This is a genomic window from Pectobacterium versatile (assembly GCF_003932035.1).
Classification (GTDB): Bacteria; Pseudomonadota; Gammaproteobacteria; order Enterobacterales; family Enterobacteriaceae; genus Pectobacterium; species Pectobacterium versatile.
Map to the genome: position 1 here is coordinate 4,899,303 of NZ_CP034276.1, position 22,830 is coordinate 4,922,132.

Consider the following 22,830-nt stretch of genomic DNA (forward strand, 5'->3'; position numbering starts at 1 on the left):
TCATGGCAAGAACGCTCTCTTCACTGGCACAGCGGTTTGCGCCTTTCCTGCTCCCCGTGATGCTGCTGGTCGCGTGGCAGGTCTCCGTCGAATTTGGCTGGCTATCCAACCGGATTCTACCTGCGCCCAGTTCGGTGATTACCGCAGGCTGGTCGCTCATCGCTAGCGGCGAGCTGTGGCAGCATCTGGCTATCAGCGGCTGGCGCGCCCTGATCGGGTTTGCTATCGGTGGCAGCATCGGATTGGTGCTCGGTTTTATCACCGGGCTGTCACGCTGGGGCGAGCGTCTGCTGGACAGTTCGGTGCAGATGATCCGCAACGTTCCCCATCTGGCACTGATTCCGCTGGTGATCTTGTGGTTTGGCATTGATGAGGCGGCCAAAATTTTTCTGGTCGCGTTGGGTACGCTGTTCCCGGTTTATCTCAACACCTATCACGGCATTAAAAACATCGATCGCGGCCTGCTGGAAATGGCGCGTAGTTATGGCCTTTCCGGTATTAGCCTGTTCTCTCAGGTGGTGCTGCCCGGTGCGCTACCGTCCATTATGGTCGGAATCCGCTTTGCGCTAGGCTTTATGTGGCTGACGCTGATCGTCGCGGAAACCATTTCTGCCAACTCCGGCATCGGCTATCTCGCCATGAACGCCCGCGAGTTCCTGCAAACGGACGTGGTGGTGGTCGCCATCATCCTTTACGCCCTGCTCGGCAAACTGGCCGATATCAGCGCTCAGGGGCTGGAGCGCATTTGGCTGCGCTGGAATCCGGCTTATCAAACCTCATCGGGGGACGCATCATGACTGTTGTTACCGATTCTGCAACGCAATCTCATTCACCGTCACCGCTCACCAAGGGGACGCCGCTGGCGCTCGATGCCATCACCAAGCACTACGGCCACCGCACCGTGCTGAACGATGTGCAACTGCGCATTCCGTCTGGGCAGTTTGTTGCCATCGTCGGGCGCAGCGGCTGCGGCAAAAGCACCCTGCTGCGCCTGCTCGCCGGGCTGGAAGCGGCCAGCAGCGGCGAACTACTAACCGGCACCGCGCCGCTCAGCAGCGCAAAAGACGACACGCGACTGATGTTTCAGGAAGCGCGGCTGCTGCCTTGGAAAAAGGTGATCGATAATGTCGGGCTGGGGCTGCGCGGCAACTGGCGTGAGAAAGCGCAGGAGGCACTGGCCTCCGTCGGGCTGGCGGATCGCGCTAACGACTGGCCGGCGGCGCTGTCCGGTGGTCAAAAGCAGCGCGTCGCGCTGGCACGCGCGCTCATTCATCATCCGCGTTTGCTGCTGTTGGATGAACCGCTGGGTGCGCTGGATGCCTTAACCCGCATCGAAATGCAAAGCCTGATCGAAAATCTGTGGCTCCAACATGGGTTCACCGTGCTACTGGTGACGCACGATGTGTCCGAAGCTATTGCGCTGGCCGACCGGGTTATTCTGATTGAAGAAGGCCGCGTGGGGCTGGACATCACGGTCGATTTACCCCGACCACGGCGTCGCGGCTCGGCAAAGCTGGCGGAACTGGAAGCCCGCGTGCTGGAGCGCGTACTGGCACCCACCTCACCGCCGTTACCTCAGCAGGCAGCGATATAACCGTCACTCTGGCGATCGAGATGGTGTATCTTATCGCCAAATTTAACATCAAAAATATTGACATATATTCTCAAAACACTCCGTTTTCCCTTCTCTCCGCATCGGCGTAATATCCTCTTCATCGAAAGGAAATGACCTTTCACTCCAAACAACATTGAACAGGATACATCACATGAAAAACGTAAAATTCTTCGCCGCTGCTGTCGTACTTTCTACTCTGTCTTTCGGTGCTTTCGCTGCCGATCAGGTGTCTTCACAACAGGCTCATAGTCTGGAAAAAGTGGGTGTAGTCACCGCAACGGCACACAGCCTGGATTCACTGCAAGCGCAACTGGCTCAGAAAGCAGAAAAAGCGGGTGCCAACGCCTTCACCATCACCTCTGCTACCGGTGATAACCAACTGCGCGGCACTGCCATTATTTACAAATAATGCGCACAAAAAGACAATCAAAAAATTAAACGGACTTTCCTCAATCAAGAGGAAAGTCCGTTTTGTTATGGTTTCGTCTTAACTCTGAAGGGCGCGAGTTACCCTACACGCCTCACTTCACCCACCAGTAAGATGTAAGACAGTGCGCCAACCAGCGCCACGCCAGCAATGTAGGTCAGTGCCGGAGCAAACCCGTAATCCTGCGCCAGATAGCCAATGATCAATGGCACCGTGATACCGCCCAGACCGCCGACAAAGTTGAATACCCCGCCCGTCAGGCCAATCAGACGAATCGGTGCCAGCGACGACACCAGCGACCAGGTGATGGAGGCAAAGCCATTGCCAAAGAACGCCACTGCCATCAGCGTCATAATCCATACTGGATCGTTCGTGTAGTTCGCCCCCATGATGCAGGTCGAAATCAACAGGCCGCAGATAATCGGCGTTTTACGCGCCAGACCGATCGATTTTCCGCTACGTACCAGACGGTCCGCCACAAACCCGGATAACAGCACGCCAACAAACGCCGCCAGGAAAGGCACCGTCGTCATAAAGCCTGCCGTCAGTGCGCTAATCTGTTTTTCCTGCGTCAGGTAGTTCGGGAACCACGTCAGGAAGAACCACAGCGTAGAGGTCACGGCAAACTGCCCGATATACACGCCCACCAGCTTGCGGTTAAACACCAGCTTCCAGTCGGCTGCCGTTAACGGCGTACGGGCTTTCTTCTCTGTCGGGGCATCACCATCAACAATACCGCCGCCTTCGGCAATGTAATCCAGCTCAGCCTGATTAATCCCTTTGCTTTTCTTTGGTGGCTGATAAACAAAGTGCCAGATAATTGCCCAAACAATACCGATACCGCCGGTGACGATGAATACCCAGTGCCAGCTCAGGATTTCCTGCAACCAAATGAGCAATGGCGTAAGGAATGCCAGACCAACAAACTGCCCTGACGTATAAAATCCAACGGCAGAAGCGCGTTCTTGCTCAGGGAACCAGCTGGTCACCATACGGTTATTGGTCGGAAACGCAGGGGCTTCAAACAGCCCGGTCACCGCACGCAAACCAATCAACGACGCCAGACCCGTGGCAAAACCTTGCAGCAACGTGGCAATCGACCATCCCATGATGGCGATAAAATAGGTGACCTTTGAACCGACGCGGTCAAGGAACCAGCCGCCGGGTATTTGGCATAACGTATAGGTCCAGGCAAACGCGGAAAAGATATAGCCCATCTGTGTTTTTGTAATGCCGAACTCTTCCTGAATATGCGCCGACGCCACAGCCAGGTTGGCACGATCCACATAGCAGATGACGACCGTAATAAAAATCATCAGCAAGGTGAAATAACGCCGTTTTGTAGGACGGGTAGTTAATGTCATATCCATCTTATGTTCCTGTTATTTATTAAACGGACGGTAATACTTATTGCCCGCTATTTTTGAACGATCAACAACACCAGCAGTTGATATGCTTTATTTTTCTAATGAAATAAATAACCGCACACAGTCAATACATTCCCTTATTGATCATGGCGTTTTATTTTTAAAATCCCGGTGATGGCTTACTCATGATAAATGGAAGATTACTTTCCCCGACGCTAATAAAATAAAAAAGTAATCCCTCACGAAATAATGTATTTCGTGATAATCCATGATTATTCTATTCCGTCGCGCCGGGGAAATGCGTTATGTATTACTTATTATTCAACACCTAACCTATTGTTTTCGTTATATCCTAAATCATTTGAGTTGCAGGCAAGCCAACGCGAATGACGGATATTACCACTCGGCAACGGCACCATCAGGATAACGCCACACCGGGTTACGCCAGTCTGGCGCATTTTTACTGCGTTCGATAACCAACTCTTCATTAATTTCCACACCAAGGCCTGGCTTATTCAGTGGATAGAAATGACCGTCGGTCATAGCAAAGTCTTTTTTATTGAGAACATAATCCAACAGCTCGGCACCTTTATTATAATGGATGCCCATACTTTGCTCCTGCAATACGGCATTACGTGCCACAAAGTCGAGGTGCAAACAGGAAGCCAGTGCAATTGGGCCTAATGGGCAGTGTGGTGCCAGCGCGACATCATAGGCTTCCGCCATCGCCGCAATTTTAAAGCACTCGGTAATACCACCGGCGTGAGACAGGTCAGGCTGAATAATGGCCAGCCCGCCGTCTGCCAGTACGCGTTTGAAATCAAAGCGTGAGAACATACGCTCGCCCGCTGCAATCGGCAGGTGAGTTTGTGCCGCCAGACGAGGGTAGTATTCCGCCTGTTCAGCCAGCACTGGCTCTTCAATAAATAGCGGACGGTACGGTTCCAGCTCTTTGATCAGGATTTTCGCCATCGGCGCATCCACACGACCGTGGAAATCCAGACCGAATTCGATGCTGTTACCAAAGGCTTCGCGGATTTCAGCGACCACGGCCACTGCCGCATCCACTTTGCGCGAGTTATCAATGATGCCCATCTCTTCACAGCCGTTCAGCTTGAAGGTATCGAAGCCAATGTCGGTCAGCTTCTTGATGCCTGCGATCACTTCGGAAGGACGATCGCCGCCCACCCAGCTGTACGCTTTGATCTTATCGCGCACCAGTCCACCCAGTAACTGATAAACCGGTACACCCAGCGCCTTGCCTTTGATGTCCCACAATGCCTGATCGATACCGGCGATCGCACTCATCAGGATCGGGCCGCCGCGGTAGAAGCCCGCGCGGTAAAGCACCTGCCAGATATCGTTGATGCGTGCCGGATCTTGCCCGATCAAATAATCAGACAGCTCGTGAACGGCAGCTTCAACCGTACGTGCGCGGCCTTCGATAACCGGTTCGCCCCAGCCGACAATGCCTTCATCGGTTTCAATCTTCAGAAACATCCAGCGTGGCGGCAGCCGGTACGTGGTGATTTTGGTAATTTTCATTGAACAGCGTCCTTATAAGCGTTAACAAATGCATGTGCTTTTTGCGCGGTGACGTCAACCGACTGACCAGCTCGATACAGATCGCCGCCTAACCCGGCACCGACGCAGCCCGCACTAAGGTAATCCTTCAGGTTCTCTGGCGTGACACCACCGACGGCGAAGACGGGAACGTCTTTTGGCAGCACCGCTTTCAGCGCCTTGATGTAGTCCGGCCCAAATGCCGATGACGGGAAAATTTTCAGAGATTGCGCACCCGCTTCCAGCGCCACGAAGGCTTCCGTCGCAGTGGCGCAGCCTGGGCACACCGTCATGCCGTAGCCCACCGCCCGACGAATCACCTCGGGAGAAATATTGGGGGTAACCACCAGCTTGCTGCCAATTTCCTGCAATTTGTCGACATATTCGGGTTTGAGTACCGTACCCGCACCGATCAGGGCGCGATCGCCGAAATGCTCTACCGCCAGTTGAATACTTTCATACGGATTCGGCGAATTCAGCGGGATCTCCACCGCGTCGAATCCGGCATCCAGCAGTGCCGCAACATGCTCCAGCACCTCATCCGGCGTGATACCGCGCAGAATCGCAATCAAGGGAAGATTAGTATTCCAACTCATTAACAATGCTCCTTATTCCTGCCTGAAAAGCCCGATCGCCATCTAGCTGCTGCCAGCGCAATCCAGCTCGTTGTAATGCTTTTTCGTAGCGTGCGGTCAGCGCAGGAGAGCCGATTAACGTGATGGAGTCTCCCTCCGCCACCTGATAGTGGCGCTGCATTTGTGAGACTTCGTTGCCAATCAACAGCCCGGACAGCCAGTCGCTAACGGCACTTTTCTCCAGACGCCCCAGTACGTGCGCCGCACGGGTTTCAAACAAGCAGCGAATAATATTGTCATCGGCAAAGCCTAACTCCAGCCCTTGCTGGAAAGCCTCGGGGGACGGCTGCTGTTCGGTCAGCCCCACGCCAATTAACGACTGCGTCATCAACAGGTGATGCAGTTCACCGGTCATCACCGTGCGGAAATCCAGCACGTTGCTGTCATCGGCCCGCACCCATTTCGAGTGGGTTCCCGGCATCAAATAAAGAGAGGAAGGACATTCGCTATACGCGCCAATCAACTGGGTTTCTTCACCGCGAATCACATTGCAGTTATCGTCCTTGGCAATACTCAACCCCGGCACGATCCAGGCGGCCAGCGGCTGGGCTTCTTCCACGCGCGTCAGGCGGTGGGCAACGTCCGTCAGGCGAGTTGGGCATGACAGATACGGCACGGAAAGCCAGCCCGCATTGCTGCCGATCATGCCCGCCATCACGACAGGCACGTTGTGCTGCTGCCACGGCGCAACGATCTGCTGAAAAACCTGCTGCGGCGTCTGACCGTTCAAACGCGTGACGCCCGCTTCAGATTTCACGCTGTCGATACAGACGCCGTCCAGATACAGCCACGCCCGCAGATTGGTCGAACCCCAGTCAATGGCGATATAGCTTTCACTCATGTAATGTCCTTTAACCGTTTGGTTGAGCTGGCGATCATGGTCAACGCCGCCCGCTCCGCTGCTTCAATATCCTGATGCCGAATGGCATCGTAGAGATCCTGATGCTCACGCAATGTCCGTGGCATGTTGTCTTCGTCCGGCATATAGGTGCGTTCAAACACTGCACGCTGCAACGAACTGATCGCGACGCTCAACTGCTGTAACACCGGGTTATGCACCGCCGCCAATACCGACTCATGGAAGCGAATATCCGCTTCATTAAATGCGTCGCGATTCTGGTGATTGGAAATCATGTCGTTCAGCGCCGCTTCAATCACCGCCAGCTCGCTTGAGGTCGCCCGTTCGGCTGCCCAGCGGGCAATCGTCGGCTCCACCAGATTACGCACCTCGCTCATCGCACTGATCAGACGTGGGTCGTAATCGCTTGCCAGAACCCATTGCAGAACGTCGGTATCTAGGTAATTCCACTGATTACGCGCGGCGACAAATGCGCCGCGATACCGTTTCACTTCCACCAGCCTTTTCGCCATCAGCGCTCTGAACACTTCACGAATGATGTTGCGCGAAGTCTGAAACTCTTCACACAGCTCAGCCTCTGCGGGTAACGGCATGCCTGGAGCGTATTTCCCGCCAACGATCTGTTGGCCAATATCCAGAATGATGCGGTCGGTTTTGCTTAATTCCTGCTTATTCATCATCACCTCAACGAGACAAAACGGATTGATATCACTGCACTTACTTTACCCGCCATGCCGCCTGACGTCGTCGAACTGTTGCACAATAACCGCATCATTCCCTCTTTTCTTGGCTTGATTGTAGTACCATTTATATGTGTTGTACTACAATATGGATCACAAAACGGACAATTGATGCAGTTTTGCAACATCGTGCATTACCGAATTTCAACATCCAGAGGAATTGAGCCGAGCGAAGTTGGAAGGCGGCGAAGCGCGCCAGCAGCAGCGATAGAAAGGAAGATAAGGGAAGAAAAAGAATGACGGTTCAGGCTGTACGCAACGCGCACGCAAAAGAACCGTCATTAATGGCAAATTCAGGTAAGGGTAAAGCTACGCCTGTTCCAGTACAAAATGCCCTTCCCCGACCTGCTTATAGCGGCGTGCGGGAGGGTGGAAATCGGGGGCGCGTACCGGGCTGCGCAATTCATCATTGGTGATATGACGCACCGGACGGGTGTCCGGGTCAGGCACGGGTACCGCAGAAATCAGACGTCGGGTGTAATCATGCTGCGGATTATCGAAGATCGCCGAACGTGGCCCGATCTCCACGATTTCACCGAGATACATCACCGCTACGCGGTGGCTGATACGCTCGACCACCGCCATATCGTGCGAGATAAACAGGAATGACAGCCCCAGCTTCTGCTGGAGATCCAGCATCAGGTTGATGACCTGCGCCTTGACGGACACATCCAGCGCCGACACCGATTCATCGGCAATAATCACTTTTGGCTCCAGCGCCAGTGCGCGGGCAATACACACGCGCTGCCGCTGCCCGCCGGAGAACTGATGCGGGAAACGCGAGGCCATATCGCCGGATAACCCGACCTGTTCCAGCAAAGCGCTTACTCTTGCATTAACATCCTGTCGGGTCGCCAGACCGTGCAGCAGCATCGGCTCGGCGATAGCTTCCCCTATCCGCATGCGCGGGTTCAGGCTTTCATACGGATCCTGAAACACCATCTGAATCTGCCGCCGCGAATCCGTCAGCTCACGCTTATCCGCCGTCAGGATATTTTTCCCCAGCAACTGAATGTCGCCGCTGACAGCGTCATTGAGGCGAATAATCGACCGACCAGTAGTGGATTTACCGCAGCCCGATTCCCCAACCAGCGCGAGCGTTTCTCCCGGCCAGAGATCGAACGAGACATTCTCCACCGCGTGAACCCGCCCGGACAATCGACGGAAAAAACCTGATCGGATATCAAATCGAGTAACCAGATTTTTTACCGTCAGCACAGGTTCCTCACCCGACACGGTATTCACCGCCTCCGGTACCGGCTGGCGCTCACCCGTTTTGAGGTCGACCAGCGGGAAGCGCTGCGGCCACGCGCTGCCGGACATCGAGCCTAATTTAGGCACCGCGGACAGCAGCATGCGGGTATAGGGCTGTTGCGGGTGATGAAAAATCTCCCGCGTGACGGCATTTTCCACCATTTCGCCCTGATACATCACCAGCGTACGGTCTGAGACTTCCGCCACCACGCCCATGTCGTGGGTGATAAACAGCACCGACATCCCTTCTTCTTCCTGAAGGGTTTTTATCAGCGTCAGAATTTGCGCCTGAATCGTGACGTCCAGCGCCGTCGTCGGCTCGTCGGCAATCAGCAGTTTCGGGTGGCAGGCCAGCGCAATCGCAATCACTACGCGCTGGCGCATCCCGCCGGAGAAGCTCTGCGGATATTCGTTCAGCCGTGATTTCGCCGCCGGAATGCGGACTTTTTCCAGCAGGCGCACCGCTTCGGCACGCGCTTCGGCTTTGCCCATGCCACGATGGCGACGCAGCACTTCTGTAATCTGGTAGCCAATCGGCAACACCGGATTCAAGCTGGTCATCGGCTCCTGGAAAATCATGCCGATGCGGTTGCCGCGCACATCCTGCATCGCTTTATTAGGGAGCGACAGCAGTTCGGTGTCGCCAAAATGAATCTGACCTTCAACCCGGCTTTGGCCAGGTGGCAGTAAGCGCATGATGGATTTCGCCATCACGCTTTTCCCTGAACCAGATTCTCCCACCACGGCGACCGTCTCTTTCTCGCCAATCGTGAAGGACAAATCCCGCACCACGTTCATCCACTCGCCGTTCACCTGAAAGGCGGTGGTCAGATGCGAAACGGACATAATCGGCGCTGTCATGTGTTCGTTACCCCTTATTCCTATGGGCGTTCCCACAGATTAATTCCGCGGGTTGAGGATATCGCGCAGCGCATCCCCGACCAGATTGATCGCCACAATCAGCAGCAGCAGCGTCAGCCCCGGAAAGAAGCTGATCCAGTAATCGCCCGACATCAGGTATTCAAAACCGTTTGAGATCAGCAGCCCCAGTGACGGTTCCGTCACTGGCAGCCCGATCCCCAAAAACGAGAGCGTGGCTTCCAGCATGATGGCGTAGGCGATGCGCATCGTTGCCACCACGATCAGGGGTGCCAGACAGTTCGGTAAAATATGGCGAAACAGGATACGGCGGTTGGAGAGCGCCATGCTGCGCGCCGCGTCCACGTAGCTGCGGCGACGTTCCACCAATGCCGAACCGCGAATCGTCCGCGCGTAGTAAGCCCACTGGGTCACCACCAGCGCCATAATAATCTTGTCTACCCCTTGCCCCAGCACGGCCAGCAGGATCAGCGCAATCAGGATGGGGGGGAAACTGAGCTGGATATCTACGATACGCATGATCGTGGCATCCGTTTTTCCGCCGACGTAGGCGCTAATCAGCCCCAGCGAGGCACCAATCAGCAGCGCAAGCACCGCACTGGAGAAGCCCACTATCAGGCTGATGCGGGTGCCGTACAGAATGGCGCTGAACAGGTCGCGCCCTTGATCGTCCGTCCCCAGCCAATACGTCATGCCTGCCATGCTCTGCGCACCCGGCGCGAGTCGGCCATCCATGATGTCGAGCTGCATCAGATCGTAGGGATTCTGCGGCGACAAAAGCGGGGCAAGCAGCGCCAGCAGCACGAAAATCGCCAGCATGATCAGCCCACACAGCGCTAGCCGATCGTTGATCAGCGCCATCATAACGCGCATCACCGGATGGGCCGTTTTTTGCACGGCAGCGGGCTGGTGTATCGTATTCCCTGTCATCCCTTGTCTCCTCCCAGCCGCACGCGCGGATCGACCAGCACATACAGCAAATCGACCAGCAGGTTAATCACGCTGAACATCACGACGGTAATCATCAGATAAGCCAGAATGACCGGACGGTCGAGCACGGCGATCGAGTCGATAATCAGCTTACCCATGCCCGGCCAGGCATAAATGGTTTCCGTGACCACGGCAAACGCGATCAGCGATCCCAGCTCCAGCCCCAGCACGGTAATCAGTGGAATCAGCGTGTTGCGCAGTACATGAACCAGCACAATGCGGGTTTCCGACAGCCCTTTAGCACGAGCAAACTGCACATAATCCTGTTGCAGACACTCCATCACGCCCGCACGCATCAGGCGGATAACCAGCGAGATTTTAAACAGTGCAAGGTTAAACGCGGGTAAAAGCAGGTGTTCGAGGCCATCGCGGGTCAGAAAACTGAATGGAATACCGAAGAGATCGTGAGTATCGCCCCGGCCAGAGGACGGCAGCCAGCCGAGCTTCACGCTAAACAGCATGATCATCACCAGCCCGATCCAGAACGTGGGCAGGCTAAAGCCGAGAATGGAAAAGGTCATGATGGACTTGGACACCGCGCTGTCCGGCTTCAGGCCAGCGTAGATCCCCAGCGGAATACCGACAACCAGCGCCATCACGAACGCCACCATCGCTAGCTCTAGCGTGGCGGGCATGCGCTGAAAAATCAGTGTCAGCGCGGGTTGATTAAAGATAAAAGAGTTGCCCATGTCGCCCTGAAAGGCGTTCCAGACAAACAGCCCGTACTGTTCCCAGACGGGCTTATCCAGACCAAAGGACTGAATCACCGCCAGCCGTTCCGCTGGCGTGGCCGTCGCACTTAACAGCATATCGACCGGATTACCGACCAGATAAACCCCCACAAACACCAGCACCGACATAACAGCCAGCGTCAGCAGCGTTTGTCCGATTCGGCTCAGCAGGTAGGCGACCATCAGTGCTCCTCAGACCCATTGATTGCTTCGGAACCATTTATTGCTTCAACATCATTTATTGCTTCAGGGCCATAGCGACGCAGGCGATCGGCAATCAGCCCGAGGAATCCTTGTTCGTCGATTTCACGCATGATCAGCGCATTCTCCGGCTCACCCAGTTTGTGATAAAAGTCGGCAAACACGTAACCCGCCATCTTACCGGCGACTTCCACTCCTATACGAGCGCGTTTTGACTTGAACAGCTCCGGCTTCAACAGCCATGCAATGACGGTCGCATCATGAATCGGCCCACCTTCACGGCCAAAGCGCTCAACCTCGCTACGATCAAACATACGCAGCAGCGCGGCCATCGCCTTACCCGGCGCACCGCCGCTACGTTCGATGGCATCAACTTGTTCCGTCTGAATCAGTGCCTGAAAGGTCACATCCAGCGGCATGATGACAATCGGAACACCGGAAGAAAAAACGATTTCCGCCGCATGCGGATCGGCATAGACGTTAAAATCCGCCCACGGTACGCGATTCCCCATCGCGGTAAAGGCGCAGCTCATGGACACAATCTGTTTGATGCCGCGTGCGACATCAGGATGGAAACACAGTGCCAATGCCAGATTCGTCATCGGACCTATAGAACAAATGGTGATCGGGTTATTATCGGCCGCTGCCTGACGCGTCATCCGCACCAGAAAATCGACGGCATGTTCCTCTTCCGGCGACAGCGTGCTTTCTGGCACCCAGTCAGAGGAAAACTTACCGATATGAGCGTATTTACCGAAAACCTGATCGCGGATGAGCGGACGCGAAGCACCGGCAAAAATAGGCACATCGGTTCTGCCTGTCACGCCCACCACGTTGCAGGCATTCGGCAACGTCGCAGCAAGCGGCACATTACCAGCCACAATGGTAATCCCGAGTACGTCCAGTTCGGGCGAGGCCAATGCCAGCCAGATGGCTATTGCATCATCAACACCGGGGTCAGTATCAATAATTATGCGTTCTCGAACCATGTCAGACACCCTCTCCATAGCGGCTCAGTAAGTCAGCAAACAGCTCAACAACCTGTTTGGCATCAACGCCCGTCACCACATCCACATTCGGCTGCCGATCGGTTTTTCCGTACCAGTCAGCAACGGTCTGCCCCATGCACAGCTCGCTTTCCTGCTCAATGTAAACGCTGGCTTTTTCCGTCGTGAAGCAATGTGGCGCCAGAACCCAGGCGATGACCAGCGGATCGTGTAGCGGGCCGCCGCGTGAGCCATAGCGGCGGATGTCATTGCGATCCCAAAACGCCATCATTTCACCCAATGGGGCGGAAATACGTCCGGATAGCGCAATGAAACGTGCCACCAATTCCGGCGTTAAAATCACCTGATGCGTGACATCCAGCGGTAGCGCGACGATGGCAATCGACGAGTCGAACACGACCTTGGCCGCCTGCGGATCGGCGATCATATTGAATTCAGAGGTCAGGCTGCGGTTGCCCGCTTCCCGGTATGCGCCACCCATCATCACAATGCGTGCAATACCGTCGACAATGTCAGGAGACATACGCAGCGCCATCGCGACATTGGTTAACGGCCCTAACGTACAGAGCGTGATCGGCGTGCCGTCAGCGATCGCCTGTTTGCACTGCGCAATAATAAAATTCACCGCATGCTGCGCGTCGGCCTGTTTTTGCGGCGTAGGCAACACCGTCTGGCCCAGTCCGTTTTCGCCATGGAACTGGCCATGAATAGGATCACGCAACAGCGGCCGATGGCAGCCGGCGAAAACGGGAATATCGGTGCGCTGACCCAGCTCAACAATTTGCAGCGCATTACGCACCGTTTTTTCCACAGGCTGGTTACCACACACCGCGCAAATACCGCGAATATCCAACTCTGGTGACACAAATGCACTTAATAACGCAATCGCGTCATCTATCCCCGGATCACAATCAATAATAATAGGTAAAGCGCTCATCCTTCGATGATTCCTTTTCTCTTTTTAATAGGTACTGCCGAACATCAAGGTGTAGAAAGACCCACACCTCTACAGCGTGAAAAATAATAAGTAAATTGACGTTATAGAGAATCGACAGACGCCAAAACGTCAGCGATCTCCTTACGTGCCTTTTCATTCAACGGTTGCTGAGGCGGCAGCGGATCGCCTACCGCAAACCCCTGCAATTGCAGCGCCGCTTTAATACAGCCGGCAATAGAATAACGGGCAAAAATTTCATTGATGCGCCACAGCGGACGCTGAAGCTCCATTGCTCTGTTCCAGTCACCCGCGCGGGCGGCTTCATACAAAGCAATACTCTGTTTGGGAACGATACACGCCGGGCCAGCCATCCAACCCACGCCGCCAATCAGCATGACGCAGGCGGGAATATGGGCGGACGCGGAGAAGACGTCCATTCGGCCACGGGTACGTTCGATGATGGAAAGTAAGCGCCCGGTATTGGTCGAGGCGTCTTTGATATAGCGGATGTTACTAACATGGCTAAGGCGTTCGATGACGGGCAAACTCAAATCGGAACGCTGGAACTGAGGATTGGTGTAGAGCACCACCGGTTTACCCTGTGCGGCTTCGGCAATGGCGCGGAAATACTGTTCGACGCCCTCGTCTTTCAGGGGGAAATAGGCTTCCAGTACCGCAAGAATGCCATCCGCACCCAGTTCGACGTAGCGTTTCGTTTGCTCAACGGCATCCTGAATCGTTGTCGACGCAACACCAGCGATGACCGGCACACGGCCCGCCGTCGTTTCGATCACTGTTTTGACGACATCCAGACGCTGAGCCGCAGAAAGATAGGCAAATTCACCGGTGCTGCCTAACGGCACGACGCCATGTACACCGCATTGAATCAGATGTTCAGTGAGCTGCGCCAGAACAGGCTTATCGACCTGACCATCGGGCCTGACGGGTGACACAAGATAGGGAAAAACACCGCTAAATGTATTCACTCCGTTCTCCTTGTTACGGATAGATAAGGGGTGAATATTCACCCCTTATTTGAATCATAAATGACAGGTGACTATTTCGCGGAACGGACGAAGTACGGCAGCGTGTAGGCATCGGAACGGCCCACGTAGGTATACTGCTTTTTCATCGCCCAGGTGTTGGACAGGAACATCACCGGAATCACACCCAGATCGTTCATGCCAATGTTCATCGCCTCAGCCAGCAGCGCACCACGTTTGGTTTCATCCAGCGTGACACGTGCTTCGTTCAGCGTTTTATCAAAGACAGGATTGGAATAGCGACCACGATTACCCTGTCCTGCATTGGGGCCAAAGGTTTCTAGCAATGGCCCCAATACTCCAGAAGCTTCCCCGGTTTCAATCGCGGCCCCGCCCATAATCAAACTGAATTCGAGACGGGACGCACGTGAGAAGTACACACTGCCGGGCATCGTAACAACCTCGGTTTTGATACCAGCACGTGTGAACATTTGGCCAATGGCCTGAGCAATTTTAGAATCATTAGGATAACGATCGTTCGACGCGTGGAAGGTCAGCGTGAAGCCGTCGGGGTAACCCGCCGCCGCCAGTTCCTGTTTGGCTTTCTCCGGATTATAAACCGGCGCAGGAATGGAAGCGGAATAGCCTGGGTACCCCTTCGGTACAAGCTGAGAGGCAACAACAGCCTGCCCCTCCATCACACGGTCGACGATTGCCTGACGATTAATAGCTAAAGACATCGCCTGGCGTACTTCTTTTTTTAGTAATGGGTTTTTACCATCAGGACCTTTGGCGAACGGTGATTCATCTCGCTGCTGGTCCATGTGAAGGTAAATAACACGATTCCCTGGTGTTGAAATCGTTTTTAACTGCTGATTTTTTTCAATATTACTGCTGTCGGCTGTTGGAACGTTTTCAATCATGTCCACATCACCGGATAATACTGCTGCTACACGTGCACTACTGTTTTTAAATACACGGACAGTAACGTTGTCCCACTCTGCTTTTCCTCCCCAGTAATCGTCATTACGACTAAGGACTACCCGGTCGTCCGGCACCCAGGAAACAAATTTGAATGGCCCTGTACCAATCACATCTTTTCCTGAATTCAACGTTTCCGTCGGGACGTTTTCAAGTCGGGCCGGTAAAATCGAAATCCGACTTAAATTATTCAGCAGCAGTGGCGAAGCCTCTTTTGTCTTAATCCGCACCGTTAATGGATTCACTTCTATTACTTCAGCAATGTCGCTGACGTAAGGTGCGTAAGAGCTAGGGCTGTTTTTCGATGCCAGCGCAACACGCTTAATGCTGGCAATCACATCTTTAGCCGTAAAATCACTGCCGTCGTGAAACTTAACGCCAGGACGCAATACAAACTCCCACGTCTTGTCGTCAATCACTTTCCAACTGGTTGCCAGGGCAGGTGCAATCTGCTGTTTTTCATCCTGTACAACCAAACCGTCAAAAATATTGCGCGCCATTGCGCTATTCGCCCCACTCACATAAAACTGCGGATCCATTGATGTGGTGGAGGAAGCCAAACCGATATTCAGGTCCGCGCTATAAACCAAAGGTGAAGACGAAAATAAAACGGTAAAAAATAACGCCAGAGTCGATTTCTTCATTCACTAATCCTCTATTCCATGATTGAGTACTGATGAAGTGTATTAAATCTTATGATTGTGAGTCTATGCGCTAGATTGGATAATGAAAAATTGCATTTTGTGTTAAATTGATAACCAAATGTTATGTTTTAAGGTGACGAGCATGCGTATCAATCCCCGCCAGGTTGAAGCCTTTCATAAAGTCATCCTCACCGGAGGCATCACCGCTGCCGCCAACATGATGTTCATCACCCAGCCCGCGGTCAGCCGGCTCATTAAAGACTTTGAAGACGCCCTGAATCTTAAGCTGTTCGATAGGGACGGGCGCGGCCTGATTCCACGCGCGGAGGCGATGAAGCTGTATCGGGAAGTCGAGCGTATTTATCTGGGGTTGGATCATATAGGAATGATTGCGGATGAAATTCGCCACGCCAAGGGCAGCGTGCTGCGCATCGCTGCTGTTCAGGCACTCTCGTTTCTTTGTTCAGATCAGGTTCTCCCTACTTTACTCAAGAAATATCCCGATCTTTCCCTGTTTTTAGACATCGAAAGCAGCAGCCATATTACGAGCGCCATTTCTGAAAATCAGTATGATGTCGGCTTTATTTTTGGCCAGCCGGGCATCAAAGGGCTGGAAGCTGAACCACTGGCTGACGCCAGTGCTGTCGCGGTGTTAGCGGTGGATCACCCTCTTGCCACGGCGGATGAAATTACGCTTGCCGATCTGGCCGGTACACGCGCTATTTTGCCGGGAAGAACCACACCGCTGCGGGCGCAGCTCGATATCGCCACCAGAAAAGAGCAGATCTATCTGCATAACCCCATCGAAACCTCGATGGCTAACTGCTGCGTTCTGGCATCAAAAAATGTCGGCATCGGCGTAGTCGATTTTATTACCGCCCTGAACAGCCCATCACCAGTTATCGTTAAGCCTTTCAATCCTGATATAAAAATGGCGTATTGCGCGGTTTATCCCCCGCAAATTCCCCGCAGTCAGGTGGTTAATCACATCACTCAGGTTATGAAAGAAAAAATAGCGGAGAGTTTGGCGTTGAAATAATTTTCAGCCAAAGTCGTTATTTTTATTAATGTATTTATTAAATAATGGCTACTCGGGAATGGATTTATAAAAAATAAGTAGCAATGTTATTATTTGAAATAAAAATAGCCATCATTGATGGCTATTCGGCGTTATATCTCTCGAATCAGGCATTAAGAACAAATTTCTCGATCGCGTAGGCGACGCCGTCTTCCATGTTGGTTTTGGTGACAAACTGGCTGGCTTCTTTCACTTCATCGATGGCATTGCCCATCGCGACACCGATACCCGCATAGCGAATCATCGCCAGATCGTTCTGCTGGTCGCCCAGCGTCATGACACTTTCGCGTGGAATGCCGAGGTGCTCCGCCAGCATCTTCACGCCTTCACCTTTGTTGACGCGCTTATCCAGAATTTCCAGATAGTATTCGGCGCTCTTCATGATGGTGTAGCGTTCAAAGGCTTCCGGTGGCAGTTGGCTGATGGCGCGATCCAATATCTCGGGCTCATCAATCATCATCACTTTCGGGAACGTCAGGCTGCGATCCATTTCCTCAACCGCACGATACTTCAACGGCATCCCGGTCAGGTGAGATTCATGAATGGTGTAAGGGCTGATGTCTTTATTGGCGGTGTAGACAAAATTGAAGTCCAACGCGTGGAAATGGACACCAAGTTTACAGGCCAGCGCTTCGAAATAGAGATAGTCGTCGAAGCTCAGCGCCGTTTGCGCCACACAGTCACCGTTGACCGTACGCTGCACCAGCGCACCGTTGTTGGTTATGCAGTAACAGCCTTCCTGCTGCAAATCCAGCTCCATCAGGTAGCGCTCGACGCCGATGTAGGGGCGACCGGTAGCCAGTACAACTTGCACGCCTTTCTCTCTGGCAGCGACAATCGCGGCTTTTACCGCAGGTGAAATTTGATTTTGGGGCGTCAGTAACGTCCCGTCCATATCAATAGCGATCAGTTTTACAGACATAATTTTTCCAGCATCAAGTTATCTGTTTTCATGCTAACGCGATTCAGCGATGAAGTCGTTAGTGAAATACGGCAGGGTGACAAGCGTATTACATGCAACGTAAAAAGCCGTGCGATTAAGCACGGCTCTGTGACCAACGTTCCCTGCAATCGGTTATAGCTCGGCGCCGTTGCTGGCAATCACCTTCTTATACCAGTCAAAGCTCTTTTTCTTCGAGCGCTTGAACGTGCCAGTACCATCATCGTGTTTATCCACGTGGATGAAACCGTAGCGTTTGTTGTACTGGCCCGTGGTGAATGACACACAGTCGATGCAGCCCCACGGGGTATAGCCCATCAGCTCCACGCCGTCTTCGACGACAGCTTTCTTCATCTGATCGATATGCGCTTTGAGGTATTCGATGCGGTAATCATCGTTAATGCTGCCGTCAGCTTCCACCTTGTCTACCGCGCCGAAGCCGTTTTCGACGATGAACATCGGTTTCTGATAACGCTCGTAGAAGCTGTTCAGCGTATAGCGCAGGCCAACCGGGTCGATCTGCCAGCCCCATTCCGATGCCTTCACATGCGGGTTTTTCACGCCGCCGTCAAAGCCCGTAATCGCATCTTCTTTTTTCTGGCCTTTTGCTGCCAGTTGCACCGCACTGCTCATGTAGTAGCTGAAGCCCAGATAGTCCGTGCAGCCTTCGCGCAGCGTCTGTTCATCTTCCGGCTGCATATCAATCTGATAGCCTTTGCGCGCCCACTCTTTCAGGATGTAGGACGGGTAGTAGCCACGCAGTTGCACGTCACCGAACAGGTGACGCTCACGCATCGCTTCCTGTGCAAACATCACGTCATCTGGATGGCATGACCACGGATAGATCGGCACCAGTGCCAGCATGCAGCCAATTTTGAAATTCGGGTTAATGTCATGACCCAACTTCACCACTTTCGCACTAGCGACAAACTGGTGGTGCAGCGTTTGGTACATCGCCTGCTCTGGCTTGTCGTGATCGGTAAAAATCACGCCGGAACAGCAGTAGCCAAACAGAGGATACTGCCAGTTACGCTGGTTGTTGATTTCATTGAAGGTCATCCAGTATTTCACTTTGGACTGGTAACGCTTCATGACCACTTCGCTGTAGCGAACAAAGAAATCCACCACTTTACGGTTCAGCCAGCCGCCGTATTGCTTAACCAGATGATGCGGCATCTCAAAGTGAGACAGCGTAATCACGGGCTCAATGTTGTATTTCAACAACTCATCAAACAGGTCGTCATAGAATTGCAGACCGGCTTCATTTGGCTCCAGCTCATCGCCATTGGGGAAAATACGCGTCCAGGCAATCGAGGTGCGGAAGCATTTGAAGCCCATTTCGGCGAACAGGGCAATATCCTGCTTATAGTGGGAATAGAACTCCACCGCCTGATGGTTTGGATAACTAACACCAGGCTGTACGCCATCGGTAATCACACGGTCAACGCCGTGGGCACCGCCGGACAGGACATCGCAAATGCTAACGCCTTTGCCGCCTTGATCCCAACCACCTTCAACTTGATGCGCCGCTACCGCGCCGCCCCACAGAAAGTCTTTCGGTAATTGTTCAGCAGACATCTTATTTCCTTCTCGTTAGTTCAAATTTACATGTTGTTAATTTATAAGCTGTTTAAGGGTGGAGATTTCCCGATGCAGTTGAATAAGCTCCTCCACCAGTTCACGGCATAGCATCGCGTTCATCAGGTGATCTTGCGCGTGAACCAGAATCAGGTTGACCGGGATTTTTCCGCTGCCTTCATCAGCACCAATCAAGGCCGTCTGGATTTGATGGGCTTTGCGCGCGGCAACGGAAGCGGTGTTCAGCCGTTCTTCAGCCTTGTCCCAGTCGTATTTTCTGGCGGCACTCAGCGCTTCCATCGAGCTGGAGCGCGCCTCTCCCGCATAGATAATCAGTTCCATTACTGTCGTTTCATCAAGAATGGTTTCATTGAGCATCACTCACTGCCTCCTCCGCTGTACCCACTTCTTGTGCGATCAGCTGACGTTCATACATTTTGAAGAAGGGGTAATAGATTAAGGACGAGACGACAATCAGTACCCCCACCAGCACCACCGCTCGCCAGTCCCATCCCGTAGACCAGGCTGCGCCAATCGGGCCCGGCGTTGTCCAGGGCGCAAGAGAAATCACGCGATGCACTAAGTCGGTTTTTAACGCGATATAGGCGAGGGTGGCGTTCACCAACGGCGCGGTAATAAACGGAATAAACAGCAGCGGATTCATCACAACGGGTGAACCAAAAATCACCGGTTCGTTGATGTTGAACATGCTCGGCACCACGGCCAGCTTGCCAATGGAGCGCAAGTGAGCAGAACGGCTACGCAGATAGAGAAAGACCAACCCCATGGTCGCTCCCGAGCCGCCCACCGTAATGAAGAACTGCCAGAAGGGTTCAATAAAGATTTTGGTGATCGGTGCACCCGCGTTAAACGCTTCCTGATTGATCCCTAAATTGGTCAGCCAGAATGCCTGCAAGATGCCACCGACGATAACCGCCCCGTGAATCCCGGCAAACCACAGCAGGTGGCAAAGCAGCACCGCAATCAGGATGGCGGGGAGCGAGTCGGATGCCGAGATAATCGGCGCGAAGACGGCCATGATCGCCTGCGGTAACAGCATGCCAAACTGGCTCTGCATAAACAGGCTAAGCGGGAAAAGCGTGAGAAAGATGGCAAGAATCGGGATAAGCAGATCGAAAGACTGGCGGATTTTCGGCGGTACCTGTTCCGGCAGACGGATACCGATATTGCGCTTCTGCAAAAAATGCATCAGCTCCGTCGAATAGATCGCCACGATAATCGCGGTGAAAATCCCCTCACCACCCAGCGACCCAACCGGCAGACTTTTGTCGATTTGCGGAGCCGCCACCACCATAAACGACATCAGTGCCAGACTGGCAGCCATAAAACCGTTCATTTTATAGCTCTGCGCCAGGTTATAAGCGATGGCGCTGGTGATATACACCGCCATAATGCCCATCGTCATGTTGTAGGGCATCATGATTTGTTCGCCGTGGCGTTCCACCATCCCCAGCCACCACTGCGCAAAAGCCCATTCACTATTCGGGCTAAAAGGTGGATGAGCGAATAACATCATAAAAGAACCGACAATTAAAAACGGCATAGAGGCAATGAAGCCATCTTTAATTGCTACAACATGGCGCTGACTAGAGAGCTTTGCCGCAATGGGGCTAATACGGTTTTCGATAACGCTGAATAATGACTCGCTTAATTTACTCATTATTCCTCCCGTTATACTAATTGATCATCGCCAGAGCATCGTTGAGGACTTTTTCCCCATTCATCATGCCGTAATCAACCATATTAATGACCGCAATCGGCTTCTCTTTCTCGTCAGCTATCACTTTGAATTCAGGCAATTTATACTTGATCTGCGGCCCCAGAAGGCAGCAATCATATTCATCAATCAGCTCATTAAACTCTTCAAAACCCACGGCTTTTATCTCAACAGCGATCGCATTTTTCTCGGCGACCTTTTCCATTCGCTGTACCAGCATGCTGGTAGACATTCCTGCTGCGCAACAGAGTAAAATCTTATTCATACTGCACCTCACCGTCCGTTTTTTTATTATTCAAGCAAGACATAAAATAATATGCAACCGGTTTCATATTGTTTTTACTATTTTTTGAAGGCGATCATAAATAGCGCAATCGGGGAATATTTTTATCCCTACACTTGTTATTGCTGATAAAAAAGGAGGATTTTTCCCTATAATGACGACATAAGGCAGTACAGGAGAACGGGAAAGTACGATGGTAACCATGCTCGATGTAGCGAAAAAAGCCGGTGTATCCAAAGCCACCGTATCACGCGTGCTGACAGGGAATAACTATGTCAGTAAAACCACGCGGGATCGGGTATTTCAGGCGATTGAAGAGATTGGCTACCGGCCCAACCTGCTGGCGCGCCAGCTCGCCACGAGCAAATCGCAAATTATTGGTTTGGTTGTGACCAACACGCTGTACAGCGGCCCTTATTTCAGCGAATTGCTGTTCCAAACGGCAACCATGACGGAAAAATACGGGCGGCAGCTCATCATGGCAGATGGCAAGCACAGCGCGGAAGAAGAGCGCGAAGCGATCCAGTTCCTGCTCGATTTACGCTGTGATGCCGTCATTATCTATCCGCGTTTTCTCTCCACGGATGAGTTGGAAGAGATTATTGAACAGCACGATCAGCCGATCATGGTCGTGAACCGCACACTGCATCAGCACGGTGATAACGGCATCTGCGCCGATCACCAGCAGCACTGCCATGATGCCGTCAATTACCTGATTGCACAGGGCCACCGTGATATCGCCTTTGTCTGCGGATCGGCGAACTCACCCACCGGTACAAGCCGACTGGCGGGCTACCGGCTGGCGCTGGAGGAAAACGGGGTTCCCTATAATGACAGGTTGGTTGCGTCAGGCGACTGGACCCATGACAGCGGTTATACGGCAGCAAAAACCCTGCTTCAGCGGTCAGCCACCTTCAGTGCACTGGTCGCCAGCAATGACGATATGGCGATTGGCGCAGCCAAAGCGCTGCGCGAACACGGCCTCGCCATTCCGCAGGATGTTTCGCTGCTGGGGTTCGATGATTTACCGATGGCATCGTGGTTCTACCCGCCCCTCACTACCGTACATGTGCCCGTCGCTGAGATGATCAACTATACCCTTGAGAAACTGCTGTGCAGGCTAGAGGGGGAAACCGTCGCGCCTGCACCCGCTTTCAAAGGCGAATTGATTATCCGCGATTCCGTCAGCAAAGGCCCTGCCGCCTAATCCTCACTCACACGGTGAGGCGTCATGCCTCACTGCTATCTCGATTTAAGCACCACGCCTGATTTGTGACATTTTCGTGAATAACCTAAAGAGATATTGTTTCCCGCCGATAATTTATTTGTGACTTACATCACAAAAAATGACGAGTCGCGCAAGGGAATGACCCAAAAACAGAAAGGAAGATAATCGATTG

22 protein-coding genes are annotated in these 22,830 nt (G+C 53.0%); 5 read left to right on the plus strand and 17 right to left on the minus strand.

The features are described from left to right. The first annotated feature begins 2 nt into the window (after positions 1-2). The 3 genes from ssuC to bhsA all read left to right on the plus strand — a co-directional run bounded on the left by ssuC (position 3) and on the right by bhsA (position 2,024). Entirely contained in the window at positions 3-797 is a 795-nt protein-coding gene (gene ssuC / locus EIP93_RS22145; RefSeq protein WP_125233284.1) for an aliphatic sulfonate ABC transporter permease SsuC, read from the plus strand. Beyond that, positions 794-1,594, plus strand: coding sequence for an aliphatic sulfonates ABC transporter ATP-binding protein (gene ssuB / locus EIP93_RS22150; protein WP_103862381.1), 801 nt, complete (start codon positions 794-796; stop codon positions 1,592-1,594). The genes ssuC and ssuB overlap by 4 nt, the downstream gene beginning before the upstream one ends. Before the next feature lie 172 nt (positions 1,595-1,766). After that, entirely contained in the window at positions 1,767-2,024 is a 258-nt protein-coding gene (gene bhsA / locus EIP93_RS22155) for a multiple stress resistance protein BhsA (protein WP_010296892.1), read from the plus strand. A gap of 98 nt (positions 2,025-2,122) precedes the next feature. Here bhsA and EIP93_RS22160 read toward each other — a convergent pair whose 3' ends face one another. From EIP93_RS22160 to EIP93_RS22215, 12 genes are all read right to left on the minus strand, one after another. Beyond that, the gene (locus EIP93_RS22160) at positions 2,123-3,412 is read right to left on the minus strand and encodes an MFS transporter (RefSeq protein ID WP_125233285.1); all 1,290 of its coding nucleotides are present in this window, start codon (positions 3,410-3,412) and stop codon (positions 2,123-2,125) included. 393 nt (positions 3,413-3,805) lie between these two features. Further along, positions 3,806-4,954 (minus strand): galactonate dehydratase, encoded by a 1,149-nt coding sequence (gene dgoD / locus EIP93_RS22165; protein WP_125233286.1) that lies wholly within the window; start codon positions 4,952-4,954, stop codon positions 3,806-3,808. After that, entirely contained in the window at positions 4,951-5,568 is a 618-nt protein-coding gene (locus tag EIP93_RS22170) for a 2-dehydro-3-deoxy-6-phosphogalactonate aldolase (RefSeq protein ID WP_103862383.1), read from the minus strand. Before EIP93_RS22170 ends, dgoD begins: the two co-directional genes overlap by 4 nt. Beyond that, positions 5,552-6,448, minus strand: a complete 897-nt coding sequence (locus EIP93_RS22175; RefSeq protein ID WP_116586351.1) for a 2-dehydro-3-deoxygalactonokinase — start codon at positions 6,446-6,448, stop codon at positions 5,552-5,554. Before EIP93_RS22175 ends, EIP93_RS22170 begins: the two co-directional genes overlap by 17 nt. Further along, positions 6,445-7,143 (minus strand): D-galactonate utilization transcriptional regulator DgoR, encoded by a 699-nt coding sequence (gene dgoR, locus EIP93_RS22180; RefSeq protein ID WP_103862385.1) that lies wholly within the window; start codon positions 7,141-7,143, stop codon positions 6,445-6,447. Before dgoR ends, EIP93_RS22175 begins: the two co-directional genes overlap by 4 nt. A 372-nt stretch (positions 7,144-7,515) precedes the next feature. Further along, complete coding sequence (locus tag EIP93_RS22185; protein ID WP_105879867.1) at positions 7,516-9,321, minus strand: ABC transporter ATP-binding protein; 1,806 nt, start codon at positions 9,319-9,321, stop codon at positions 7,516-7,518. A 39-nt stretch (positions 9,322-9,360) separates the two neighbouring features. Next, complete coding sequence (locus EIP93_RS22190; protein ID WP_103862388.1) at positions 9,361-10,269, minus strand: ABC transporter permease; 909 nt, start codon at positions 10,267-10,269, stop codon at positions 9,361-9,363. Then, complete coding sequence (locus EIP93_RS22195; protein ID WP_102117951.1) at positions 10,266-11,243, minus strand: ABC transporter permease; 978 nt, start codon at positions 11,241-11,243, stop codon at positions 10,266-10,268. The genes EIP93_RS22190 and EIP93_RS22195 overlap by 4 nt, the downstream gene beginning before the upstream one ends. Then, positions 11,243-12,250, minus strand: coding sequence for a nucleoside hydrolase (locus EIP93_RS22200; protein ID WP_103943234.1), 1,008 nt, complete (start codon positions 12,248-12,250; stop codon positions 11,243-11,245). Before EIP93_RS22200 ends, EIP93_RS22195 begins: the two co-directional genes overlap by 1 nt. 1 nt (position 12,251) lies before the next feature. Further along, positions 12,252-13,205, minus strand: coding sequence for a nucleoside hydrolase (locus EIP93_RS22205; RefSeq protein ID WP_103943236.1), 954 nt, complete (start codon positions 13,203-13,205; stop codon positions 12,252-12,254). A 101-nt stretch (positions 13,206-13,306) separates the two neighbouring features. After that, positions 13,307-14,191, minus strand: coding sequence for a dihydrodipicolinate synthase family protein (locus EIP93_RS22210; RefSeq protein WP_125233287.1), 885 nt, complete (start codon positions 14,189-14,191; stop codon positions 13,307-13,309). A gap of 71 nt (positions 14,192-14,262) precedes the next feature. Further along, positions 14,263-15,813 (minus strand): ABC transporter substrate-binding protein, encoded by a 1,551-nt coding sequence (locus EIP93_RS22215; protein WP_103943238.1) that lies wholly within the window; start codon positions 15,811-15,813, stop codon positions 14,263-14,265. Positions 15,814-15,955: 142 nt separating this feature from the next. On the opposite strand from EIP93_RS22215, the gene EIP93_RS22220 reads away from it, so the two are divergent. Further along, positions 15,956-16,852 carry a LysR substrate-binding domain-containing protein gene (locus EIP93_RS22220; protein WP_107333659.1) on the plus strand — a complete coding sequence of 299 codons (897 nt, stop codon included), beginning with the start codon at positions 15,956-15,958 and terminating at the stop codon, positions 16,850-16,852. A 145-nt stretch (positions 16,853-16,997) separates the two neighbouring features. Here the strand turns inward: EIP93_RS22220 and yidA are convergent, their stop codons facing one another. The 5 genes from yidA to EIP93_RS22245 all read right to left on the minus strand — a co-directional run bounded on the left by yidA (position 16,998) and on the right by EIP93_RS22245 (position 21,412). Then, a complete protein-coding gene (gene yidA, locus EIP93_RS22225; RefSeq protein ID WP_103862395.1) occupies positions 16,998-17,813 on the minus strand; it encodes a sugar-phosphatase in 816 nt (271 codons plus the stop codon). A gap of 153 nt (positions 17,814-17,966) precedes the next feature. Beyond that, the gene (locus EIP93_RS22230) at positions 17,967-19,409 is read right to left on the minus strand and encodes a 6-phospho-beta-glucosidase (RefSeq protein WP_105879870.1); all 1,443 of its coding nucleotides are present in this window, start codon (positions 19,407-19,409) and stop codon (positions 17,967-17,969) included. Positions 19,410-19,445: 36 nt separating this feature from the next. After that, on the minus strand, positions 19,446-19,787 hold the full coding sequence (locus EIP93_RS22235) for a PTS lactose/cellobiose transporter subunit IIA (protein WP_103943241.1): 342 nt from the start codon (positions 19,785-19,787) through the stop codon (positions 19,446-19,448). Continuing rightward, a complete protein-coding gene (locus tag EIP93_RS22240; protein WP_103943243.1) occupies positions 19,777-21,090 on the minus strand; it encodes a PTS sugar transporter subunit IIC in 1,314 nt (437 codons plus the stop codon). Before EIP93_RS22240 ends, EIP93_RS22235 begins: the two co-directional genes overlap by 11 nt. Positions 21,091-21,106: 16 nt before the next feature. After that, positions 21,107-21,412 carry a PTS sugar transporter subunit IIB gene (locus EIP93_RS22245; RefSeq protein ID WP_039275979.1) on the minus strand — a complete coding sequence of 102 codons (306 nt, stop codon included), beginning with the start codon at positions 21,410-21,412 and terminating at the stop codon, positions 21,107-21,109. A 211-nt stretch (positions 21,413-21,623) separates the two neighbouring features. On the opposite strand from EIP93_RS22245, the gene EIP93_RS22250 reads away from it, so the two are divergent. After that, the gene (locus EIP93_RS22250) at positions 21,624-22,637 is read left to right on the plus strand and encodes a LacI family DNA-binding transcriptional regulator (protein ID WP_125233288.1); all 1,014 of its coding nucleotides are present in this window, start codon (positions 21,624-21,626) and stop codon (positions 22,635-22,637) included. Positions 22,638-22,830 lie beyond the last annotated feature (193 nt).